Annotated in this window: 9 protein-coding genes and 1 other RNA gene; 9 read left to right on the top strand and 1 reads right to left on the bottom strand. The window is 45.7% G+C overall.

Features of this window, described 5'->3' with window-relative positions:
- On the bottom strand, positions 1-692 hold a 692-nt coding region (locus RT269_RS08890), incomplete at its 3' end, for an anaerobic ribonucleoside-triphosphate reductase activating protein (protein ID WP_313181974.1).
- A 148-nt stretch (positions 693-840) separates the two neighbouring features.
- Here RT269_RS08890 and tadA point away from each other — a divergent pair.
- The 9 genes from tadA to RT269_RS08845 all read left to right on the top strand — a co-directional run bounded on the left by tadA (position 841) and on the right by RT269_RS08845 (position 9726).
- The gene (tadA, locus tag RT269_RS08885; protein ID WP_313181973.1) at positions 841-1335 is read left to right on the top strand and encodes a tRNA adenosine(34) deaminase TadA; all 495 of its coding nucleotides are present in this window, start codon (positions 841-843) and stop codon (positions 1333-1335) included.
- 60 nt (positions 1336-1395) lie between these two features.
- An RNA gene (gene ffs / locus RT269_RS08880) (signal recognition particle sRNA large type) lies at positions 1396-1657 on the top strand.
- A 217-nt stretch (positions 1658-1874) separates the two neighbouring features.
- Positions 1875-2954, top strand: a complete 1080-nt coding sequence (locus RT269_RS08875) for a 6-phosphofructokinase (RefSeq protein ID WP_313181971.1) — start codon at positions 1875-1877, stop codon at positions 2952-2954.
- Positions 2955-2967: 13 nt separating this feature from the next.
- A complete protein-coding gene (gene dnaX, locus RT269_RS08870) occupies positions 2968-4557 on the top strand; it encodes a DNA polymerase III subunit gamma/tau (protein WP_313181970.1) in 1590 nt (529 codons plus the stop codon).
- 31 nt (positions 4558-4588) lie between these two features.
- Positions 4589-4942 carry a YbaB/EbfC family nucleoid-associated protein gene (locus RT269_RS08865; RefSeq protein ID WP_025230831.1) on the top strand — a complete coding sequence of 118 codons (354 nt, stop codon included), beginning with the start codon at positions 4589-4591 and terminating at the stop codon, positions 4940-4942.
- An 88-nt stretch (positions 4943-5030) separates the two neighbouring features.
- Positions 5031-5627: a recombination mediator RecR gene (recR, locus tag RT269_RS08860; RefSeq protein WP_313181967.1), complete on the top strand. Its 597-nt coding sequence runs from the start codon at positions 5031-5033 to the stop codon at positions 5625-5627.
- Positions 5628-5763: 136 nt separating this feature from the next.
- The gene (locus RT269_RS08855) at positions 5764-8061 is read left to right on the top strand and encodes a tetratricopeptide repeat protein (protein ID WP_313181965.1); all 2298 of its coding nucleotides are present in this window, start codon (positions 5764-5766) and stop codon (positions 8059-8061) included.
- A 15-nt stretch (positions 8062-8076) separates the two neighbouring features.
- Entirely contained in the window at positions 8077-8910 is an 834-nt protein-coding gene (locus tag RT269_RS08850) for a Cof-type HAD-IIB family hydrolase (protein ID WP_313181963.1), read from the top strand.
- Between the two features lie 81 nt (positions 8911-8991).
- The gene (locus RT269_RS08845) at positions 8992-9726 is read left to right on the top strand and encodes a CvpA family protein (protein WP_313181962.1); all 735 of its coding nucleotides are present in this window, start codon (positions 8992-8994) and stop codon (positions 9724-9726) included.
- The last annotated feature ends 374 nt before the right edge of the window (positions 9727-10100 follow it).

The following is a 10100-nucleotide window of genomic DNA, read 5'->3' as shown; positions in this document are numbered from 1 at the left end:
TCCTCAACGCCCCGAAGCGTGGCATTGGGAATCAAAGGCTTTAAGATGTTTAAGAATTTATTCAGCTCTTCCCTGGAAAAAGGCTGGAAGCCGGGACATAGGACCTGATCGGAGTCCACATAATTTTGCAGATAATAATTCGGACAGCCCGTCAGCCATTCACCGATATCTATAAAATCAAGGGGGCTATGGATCCCTTTTACCGCCGTTGTGCGGAATTCAAAAGGAATGGTTCCATGAAGGAGAAAAGCAGCGCTTTCCTCAATATCTTTCATCCTTAGCCCCCTTATTCCCGCTGCCTTGGGATAATTTTCCCTGCCGGCTTTAATATCCATTGCCACATAGTCCAAAAGTCCGTTTAAAGCCAGCTTTTTTAAGACCTCCGGCCGATAGCCGTTGGTATCCAGCTTAATAAGATAGCCCAGATCCCGGATTTTCCGGATAAAGGGTTCTAAGTCCTCTTCCAGGGTGGGTTCTCCCCCAGTGATGCAGACTCCCTCTAAAATTCCCTTTCGTTTCTTTAAAAAATCCAACATCTCTTCTTCACTGAACAGGGATTCTGCCTCATTGCCGATCAGCCCGCTGTTATGGCAGAAGGGGCAGCGGAAATTGCAGCCGCCGAGAAAGATCGTGGCTGCTATGTGGCCGGGAAAATCCAGTAGCGTTGTTTTTTGAAGCCCGCATAGTTTCATACCTTCACCATTCCTTTGTTTCGTGATATACTTATCTCAGTATATCACATTTAAACACGCGGAGGGTATCGTAATATTGAAATGCCCTGGAGGTGTCCCAATATGCCCGGAAACAAGGCAGTAATATTAATAGCAAAGAGGAAGAAATATGACAACAGATGAGAAATATATGCGTACAGCAATAAGACAGGCTGAAAAGGCAGGCGCCATTGGTGAAGTCCCCATCGGCTGCATTATTGTTTATGAAGATAAGATCATTGCCCGCGGATATAACCGCCGCACCATTGATAAAAATGTCCTGTCCCATGCGGAGATCAATGCCATCCGCAAAGCGTGCAGAAAAATAGGGGATTGGAGACTTGAGGGCTGTACCATGTATGTGACCCTGGAACCCTGTCCCATGTGTGCCGGAGCGATTGTTCAGGCCAGGATCCCCAGAGTCGTTATCGGCTGCATGAATACAAAGGCCGGTTGTGCCGGATCCGTGCTTGATATGCTTCATGAGGAAGGCTTTAACCATCAGGTTGAAACAGAAACAGGAGTTTTGGGAGAAGAATGTTCTCAAATGATGAAAGATTTTTTTAGAGAGCTGCGGGAAAGGAATAAGAAGAAACTGGAAGACAAATCCCCTTCAACTCCTTGACAACCCGCCCGTTTCCATGTATACTAAAGTGCGATTAAACCAATACATGTCATAAAGTTTCCGTGCAGCCGGGGAGATAGCGGTGCCCTGTACCTGCAATCCGCTCTAGCAGGGGTGATGTCTCACCCAGGGCTGTCTATTGCAGGGCTGCCCCTGGTAAGTGGCGATGACGTTTGGGTCTTACGCAACAGATCTTCATGAACCGTGTCAGGGCAGGAATGCAGCAGCACTAAGTGAAACCTTCTGTGTGCCGTGAGGGTGCCTGGACCGAGTTAACTGCCAGGGTAACGCCTGTGATAGCGGTTCAAAGTGAGACGCACGGATTAAAAATATAAAGAATTATCAGACGCCGGAGAGCAGGAAACTGTTTTGCGGTGTCTTTTGCAATTTGTGATTACCATTTTTAATATTTTCTTACATTTCTTATGAAATAAAGTTTTCCCTTGCCCCATATTCCCCTTTGTATTATAATTATAAAATGGGTATAATACTACCTATTTCCTAATGACAAATCTAATCAAAAAAAGAGGTGTGCTTTCATGATAAGAATTGGAATGCTTACAAGCGGGGGCGACTGCCAGAGCTTAAACGCCACCATGCGAGGCGTAGCAAAGGCACTGTACCGGATGCCCGGCGATATTGAGATTGTTGGATTTGAGGATGGCTATAAAGGGCTGATTTATGAGGAGTACCGTGTAATGAAGCCGGAAAATTTTTCCGGGATTCTTACAACGGGTGGGACAATCCTTGGCACCTCCAGACAGCCGTTTAAACTTATGCGGACACCTGATGAGAACGGTCTTAATAAAGTAGAAGCGATGAAGCACACCTATAGAAAGCTGAAACTGGAATGCCTGGTGGTATTAGGCGGCAATGGAAGTCAGAAAACAGCCAATCTCCTTCGGGAAGAGGGTCTGAATGTAGTATCTCTTCCCAAAACCATAGATAATGATTTATGGGGGACCGATATTACCTTTGGTTTCCAGAGCGCTGTCAATGTGGCTACCAATGCCATTGATTGCATCCATACAACAGCGGCTTCCCATGGACGAGTCTTCATCGTGGAGGTCATGGGACACAAGGTCGGATGGCTCACCCTGCATGCAGGGATTGCAGGCGGGGCTGACATCATCCTACTGCCGGAGATCCCGTATGATCTTGATATCGTAATAAAGGCATTAAAGAGCAGGGCCCAAAATGGTAAGAAGTTTTCCATTCTTGCTGTGGCGGAAGGGGCAATTTCCAAGGAAGATGCCTGCCTGACGAAAAAGGAATTAAAAGAAAAAAAGAAGAATGGAGTGGTTTATCCCTCTGTGGCATATGAAATCGGGGCTCAGATCACGGAGCGAACCGGACAGGAAGTGCGGGTTACCGTACCGGGCCATATGCAGAGAGGCGGCGATCCATGCCCCTACGACAGAGTGATTTCCACCCGCCTTGGGGCTGAGGCAGCAAGGCTCATAAATAACAAAGAATACGGATATATGGTTGCGGTGAATAACAATGAGATTGTTAAGGTTCCGTTAGCCGATGTAGCCGGAAAATTAAAAACCGTCGATCCGGAAGGCTCTATCGTTAAGGAGGCCAAGATGATAGGCATTAGCTTCGGCGACGAATAAGGAGTTAACAGGCATGTCATATACGGCATTGTATCGGAAATGGCGCCCTCCTTCCTTCTCGGATGTAAAGGGTCAGGACCATATCGTACAGACTTTGAAAAACCAGATAGTATCCGGGCGTATCGGGCATGCGTATCTGTTTTGCGGAACAAGAGGAACCGGTAAGACCAGTATTGCAAAGATCTTTGCAAAAGCGGTTAACTGTGAACATCCTGCAGACGGAAGTCCCTGCGGGGAATGCCAGACCTGTAAGAACATCGCAGCCGGCGCATCCCTTAATGTGGTTGAAATTGATGCTGCGTCTAACAATGGCGTGGAGAACATCAGGGAGATAAGGGATGAAGTCCAGTATCCTCCAACAGAAGGCAAATACCGGGTTTATATCATCGATGAGGTTCATATGCTTTCTACAGGAGCATTTAATGCACTGTTAAAAACATTGGAAGAACCCCCATCCTATGTTATATTTATTCTGGCGACTACGGAGGTCCAGAAGATTCCTGTGACGGTCCTGTCGCGGTGCCAGCGATATGATTTTAAGCGCATTACGGTGGAAACCATTGTAGAGCATTTAAAAGAGCTGACAGCCGCAGAACATATCCAGGTGGAAGACCGGGCCCTTGCTTATATCGCCAAGGCAGCTGACGGGGCGCTGCGTGATGCCTTAAGTCTCCTGGACCAGTGTATTGCATTTCATTACGGAGAGCTTCTTACCTACGACAATGTGCTGGATGTCCTGGGAGCCGTAGACATCACCGTGTTTGGAACGATGTTCCGCGCAATCGTGGAAAACCGGACAAAAGACTGCATAACAAGTCTTGAAGAGCTGGTGATCCAGGGAAGGGAGCTGAGCCAGTTTGTTATTGATTTTATCTGGTACTTAAGAAACCTTTTAATATTAAAATCCGTTGATCATGCAGAAAATCTGCTTGATATGTCAACAGAGAACCAAAACCTGTTAAAAGAGGACAGCAAGCTTACGGACAATGAAACACTCTTGCGGTATATCCGGGTGTTTTCAGATCTTTCCAATCAGCTTCGCTATGCTTTCCAGAAAAGGGTTCTGATTGAGGTTGCCTTAATCAAGCTGACCCGCCCTCAGATGGAACAGAATCTGGACTCCATACTTCAGCGGATCAGTAATATAGAAAAACAGCTGGAAAGCGGTATTGTAGTTAATACTTCCCCGGATACTTTGAAGGCGGGGGAAGTTGGCAGCAATTCCCCTGTACCCGAATTAACTCCCGCAGAGCGGGTGGCTCTTCCCAAAGGCCAGTTGGAGGATTTAAATCTGATCCGCAGTGAATGGGGAAAGATCATTCGGGAACTGGGAGGACCTATCCGGGCCAGCTTCCGGGATACAGTTGTAGAACCCGCGGGAGAGAGCTGCCTTTGCGTTGTCTTTTCCGAACAAAGCAATTACATGATCGGAAGCAGGGATACAACAGTTGCAGCGATTGAGCGGTATGTGGAAGACCATTACCAAAAGTCCATAACCTTTAAGACCAGGCTTCTGGGCGGAGGGGAACGGCTTAATACCGTTTATGTCAGCGATGAAGAATTAAAAGCAAATATTTTAATGGATATAACAATAGAAGATTAAAAATCATAAAAATAGCAGGAGGACATACACCATGGCAAAACGTGGCGGTTTTCCAGGCGCAATGCCTGGCAATATGAATAATTTAATGAAGCAGGCTCAGAAGATGCAGCGTCAGATGGAAGAGACAACAAAGGCTCTTGAGGAAAAGGAATATACAGCTGCAGCAGGCGGTGGAGCCGTGTCAGTCACTGTTTCAGGAAAAAAGGAAGTGACTGGGGTTAAATTATCCCAGGAAGTTGTAGATCCGGATGATATCGAGATGCTTGAGGACCTGATCATGGCTGCTACCAATGAAGCATTCCGCCAGATGGAAGAAGACAACAGCTCTGCCATGGCGAAGCTGACCGGCGGTCTTGGCGGTTTAGGCGGAGGTTTTCCGTTCTAAAGGTTGAAAGATAAGCATCTTTCGGCCATGAATTTGTGAATCAGCTGGATATGTAAGCATATCCGTTTGATTCATTAGGAGACAAATTATGAATTACTATAGCAGTCAGATAACCAGATTAATAGAAGAACTGTCCAGGCTTCCGGGTATTGGCAGTAAATCCGCGCAGCGCCTGGCATTTCATATCATCAATATGCCAGAGGAACAAGTGTCAGGTCTTGCTTCATCCATTACAGAAGCAAAACGGAATGTACGTTATTGCAAGGAATGCTTTACCCTGACGGATCAGGAAAAATGTCCCATCTGCCAGAGCGAAAAACGCAATCATAAGGTGATTATGGTAGTGGAAGACACCAGGGACTTGGCTGCTTATGAAAAAACAGGAAAATTCGAAGGCGTTTATCATGTCCTGCATGGGGCTATTTCTCCCATGCTGGGAATCGGACCTGGTGACATAAAGTTGAAAGAGCTGATGCAGAGACTGCAGGGGGATGTAGAAGAGGTGATCATTGCCACCAATTCCAGTCTTGAGGGAGAGACGACAGCCATGTATATCAGCAAGCTGATCAAACCGACAGGTATCAGGGTTACCCGTATAGCCAGTGGGGTTCCCGTTGGAGGAGACTTAGAGTACATAGATGAGGTAACATTGTTACGGGCCCTGGAAGGCCGGGTCGAACTGTAGATCATTTGCCTTGTTAGAGATATAAGGTTGAAAGAAAAACATCCTTTAGCCTTAAGTTTACGAATAGCATGCCCCGCGTTACCGGGCATCAACGGGACAGGCAAGCATATCCGCCTGATTCATTAGGAGACAAATAATGGATAAGTACGAGTTTAATATAAAGGTTGAACAGATTAAAAAATTGGTCGGCAAAAACGACTATGATACGGCTATGAAAATAGCCGACACAATAGACTGGAAGAGAGTCCGCAACACCAATCTGCTTTCCATGGTAGCTACAATTTATGAGAAAAATGAAGATTATCAGGAAGCCAAGGAGATCCTTCTCCAGGCTTTTGAACGTGCTCCCATTGGAAAACGTCTGCTGTATAAGCTTGCAGAGCTGGCGATCAAGGAAGGAAATATCGAAGAGGCAGAAGCTTACTATAAAGAATTTGGTGATCTGGCCTCTGATGATCCCAGGCAGCAGCTTCTGCGCTTTATGATTTTAAAAGCAAAAGGAGCGCCGGCCCAGCAGCTCATTCACTCCCTGGAATCCTATACCAGTGTGGAGCTGGATGAGAAATGGCTGTATGAGCTTGCGGAACTTTATAGCCTTGCGGGCATGCCTGATCGCTGCGTGGATACGTGCGACAGGATCATGCTGATGTTTGGCCTTGGAAAATATGTGGACAAGGCCATGGATTTAAAAATACAGTATGCACCGCTTACCAACTACCAGATGGATCTTGTGGAGAACCGGGATAAATACGAAGCAAAGCTGCGGGCAGTTGAGCAGGAATACAGCATCGGAAGAAGACAGAACTCAGAACCAGAACCAGAGCCAGAATCAGAACCAGAAGAGGAATACTATGAAGAAGAGCAGGAGTTTTACCAGGAGCCTGACATAGTATTTGGAGAGAATCCTGGAGAGGATAATCTGGAGGCGAGGCTTCAGGAAGCCGCGGTTGAGGAGACACTGGCGAGAGAACTTTCAAAAATCTCCTATGAAGAACCCGTTATGCGGGAGGTACCCAAGATGGAACGCACCAGAGTGCTGGAGGACATCCGGAGAGTAGGCCGCCCTGTAACTGCCATGCCAAGACCAGGGAGTGTCTATGCACCTGTAGATGAGGAGTCTCTTTTGTACCATTCGGAGCCGGTTATTGAGGAAGAGGAACCAGAAGGCCCTGGAATGGAAGAGACTGACATTGGCGGATATTATGACGGAGAAGCAGAATATGAAGCGCCAGATGACGCCGGAGGAGAGTTCGCCGCTGCAGACGATATTTTTCAGGAATCCGGTGATCAGCCGGAGGAAGATTTTGGATATGAAGAAAATGATTATAACCAGCCCGATGGATCATTAAATTCAACCTTAGAAGAGGAAAACGCTCCTTACGGCGATGAAGATAATCTGGAGTTCGATGATTTATATGAGGAAGAGGAAGACGACCTGGAGGAAACCCCGGTTCAAAACCACCTCATGATAGAAGCAAGGACTCCTGAAAAAGGACTTCAAATGGCTGTTGAAGCCTTAAAACAGATTCACAATGAAAATAACGTAAAGAATCCGGTGGCCAAAATCACCGGTTCCAAGTTGTCCAACCGGGGAGTGCTGGCATCCGCAGACAGGCTGGCCGGAAAAGATCTGGTCATAGAGGAAGCTGGGGATCTTACCAGAAAAGCGTTGGAAGAATTAAATGAATTGATGGATCAGGATAAAAGCGGAATGATCGTGGTTCTTATTGATAACCCAAAGCAAATGGAAACCCTTCACCTGGAGCATCCAGCACTGGCAAGTAAATTTGAGTGCATTGGAAGCGGGGAAGAAGCTCCGGTTTTTTCTGTGAGAGAAACGATGCGGAAGGAAAGACCGGTTAGAGCTGTTCAGAAGCCTGCTATTAAACCCTTGACCCCTGCGTTTAATGAAGAAAACTTAAGTGAAGAATCCTACGAAGATTATGGAGATCAGGAATATAGTTTTGAATCTGATTCCTGGCAGGAGAATGAATACGGGCAAGCCGGAGCCTTTGTAAATGCTTCCTATGATAATGGCTCCTATGAAGACGAGGCCGATGAAGACGGTGTTTATGAAGACGGTGATTTCTATGAAGAGGTTGAAGAATTCCGCCCGTCTGTCCGGGACGAGGAAGGCCCTGGTTTTCAGGGAGAAGAAATGGATATTGACGAATTCGCCCAATATGCCTGTCGCTATGCCAATGAGATCGACTGCAGCATTACCGGAAAAAGCATGCTGGCGCTCTATGAAAGAATTGAGATCATGGAAGAGGATGGACTTCCTCTGAACAGAGCCAGTGCAGAAAGTCTGATTGAAGAGGCGGCTGACCGTGCGGAAAAGCCTTCCCTTGGAAAACGGATTAAAGGTCTGTTTTCCTCAAAATATGACAAAGACGGCCTTCTTGTTTTAAAAGAAGAACATTTCATTTATTAAATTGGAGTATGAAACGTGGATATTAAACTCATTGCAATTGATTTGGATGGAACCCTGTTAGACAGTAAAAAGCGGCTTTCCGATGTCAACCGCCAGGCACTCATCCAATGTGTTCAAAAAGGAATATGGGTTGTTCCGTGTACCGGACGTACAGTGCATGGTATACCTGAAGAAATAAAAGGCATTTCCGGAATCCGTTATGCAATTACCACCAATGGAGCGGTCATTGAGGACATGGAAGAAAAAGCGGTTATTGACACCCGGATGTTATCCCGGGAACAAGCGCTGGAGCTTTTGCACCTGGTGGAATCCTACTACGTTATGTACGATCCCTACATAGACAGACGCGGGATAACAGAACCCCGCTTTTATGAACACTTATCAGAATACGGTCTGCCGCCTGAATTACAGGAAATGGTCGTTCAGACCAGGGATGTCCATCCCGATATCATAGAGTTTGTGGAGAAGAACGATAAGCCGGTGGAGAAAATCAACCTGTTTTTCCCTGAAATGGAAGAACGTGCCAGACTAAGGGCCGAATTGGAGAAAAGAGAAGATATTCTGGTGACTTCCTCCATACCAAACAATCTGGAGATCAATGCGATCGGGGCGACAAAAGGTGAGGCGATCTTAAGGCTCGCTTCCCATTTAGGACTCAGCGGAAAGCAGACAATGGCAATTGGAGATGGGGAAAATGACCTTTCCATGATCCTAAAGGCAAGAATCGGAGTGGCTATGAAAAATGGAAGCAAAGAGCTCCATGCGGCCGCTGACTATATAACGGATACGAATGATGAAAACGGAGTGGCATCAGCGATTAACCGTTTGGTATTCGGAGCAAAAGGTTGAAAGAAAGATATCCTTCAACTTTGAGTTTATGAATCAACTGGATATGTTTACATATCCAGTTGATTCATTAGGAGACAAATTATGACGAAGCTATATATGGAAAACTGGTTATCTGTAGCAGCCGGAGTTTATCTTTTGGGAATGGTCCTTTATGGCCATCACAGAGGATTCATCCGGTTAATCGTATCAATGCTGGCGGTGGTCCTGTCGTTGACCGTTGTCCGGGTTGCTTTACCCTCGGTAACTGGATATTTAAAGGAAAATACAAGTCTTCAGCAGACTATTTCGGAGAGCATGAAAAAATCCGTAGGTTTGGAACAGGAAGAAAATACTTCTGGGGAAGCCTTGGAAGCTCCATCTGCCCAGCGTATGATTATTGAAAATCTTAAGCTGCCCCAAAGTGTCAAAAACGCACTCATCGAAAATAACAACAGTGAAGTGTATCAAATGCTGGGAGTTCAGGCTTTTACAGACTATGTTGGAAACTATCTTGCAGATGTAATCCTTAATTCTGTGGGATTCGTCCTGCTGTTTGCCGCAATCTATCTGTTCTCAAGGCTGGTCATGAGGTGGCTGGATATTATCTCAAGACTTCCTATTATATCAGGTATCAACAAAATAGCAGGCGCTCTGCTTGGAGGTTTGGAAGGACTTGTATTCCTTTGGATCGCCTGTCTGCTGGTCACTGCGTTCTCCGGAACCGAATGGGGCCTGATGCTGACCCGGCAGATTGAAGCGAGTAAATGGCTGTCCTTTATATACACCCATAATTTCTTAAATCTGATGGTTCTAGGGGTACTGCGTGGCTTTGTGTGAGACAGGAATTGCATCTATCATATATTCAATTAAAACAAATCTGCAAGCAAAGATGGGAGAATCTCTGCTTGCAGATCTTTTTATAAACCACAAAATATAGAAAAATTAAGGATAAATATGTATATATAGTAGGGATAGAATCACTGGAAAAATTGTTTGAACAAGTGGAACAAATTCCCTTGACAATCTTAAATGGACATGATATTATAAAGACCCAGTGCGAGAGAAACTCCGCGGGCGATCAATTAAAACAGATTGAAAAAAATAAAAAAAGTTGTTGACAAAAAAGCAGCCACATGATAGAATAAATGAGTTGCCGCTGAATAAGACAGCAACACAAAAAGCACTTTGAAAACAGAAGATTGAACAGTATG

Origin of the sequence: Lacrimispora sp. (assembly GCF_032078915.1) — a bacterium.
Taxonomy (GTDB): Bacteria; Bacillota; Clostridia; order Lachnospirales; family Lachnospiraceae; genus Lacrimispora.
The sequence above is the reverse complement of the archived record's forward strand: the minus strand, read 5'-3'. Positions and strand labels throughout refer to the sequence as shown.